The 560-nt window shown below is 62.1% G+C and carries 1 protein-coding gene; it reads left to right on the top strand.

Annotation, left to right across the window (positions count from 1 at the left end):
• Window positions 1-394 (top strand): hypothetical protein (locus ACODTY_RS24145; protein WP_488996704.1); only part of this gene is annotated, 394 nt, incomplete at its 5' end.
• Window positions 395-560 lie beyond the last annotated feature (166 nt).

Below are 560 nucleotides of genomic sequence, written 5' to 3'. Positions count from 1 at the left end.
CGACGACTGGCAATTTGACGGACCTGCCTTACCGCCGGAGTTCAGCCGCGTCTCACCATCCCGCATCGGCGTGCTAACACTGGTTATCGGCACGGTCCCCGGCACGTCCTGCCCTGCCGCATACGCGATCCGCAAGCGCCGGAACCCGGGCGATGCTATCGCCGACCTGCAGCGCCGCGAGAGCACGATCATGCGGCATATGGGTTTCTACTTCCACGACGGATCAAGGCGATGCGTCCCGCCGTTGCCTGAAACCATCGCGGGATGGGCGGCAGAACATGATCTCGATGTCGTGGTTTGGACCGGCCTGCAGGGCAACTTTCGAGAGAAAGTGGGCGAGCCGTTTTCGGTGGAGGCCACGATCCGTCATGACCAGGGTCTGCCCCGGCAGTGAAAGCACAAGCGGCAGAGTATGTGTGGCGCGCGCCGGCGTTCGTGCAGACACCCCTGAGAACAGTGCTACAGCCACCGCCCTGGTTTGGGCCAATCGCGGGCGGAGATCGTAGATAAGCCGCCTATCAGACGGGTGTGGAGCGGTATAAGATTTCCGCTTCTTTCTT

The organism is Mesorhizobium sp. FG116 (genome assembly GCF_057809835.1).
Note: the sequence above shows the minus strand (reverse complement) of the source record. Positions and strands in the feature narration are given on the sequence as shown.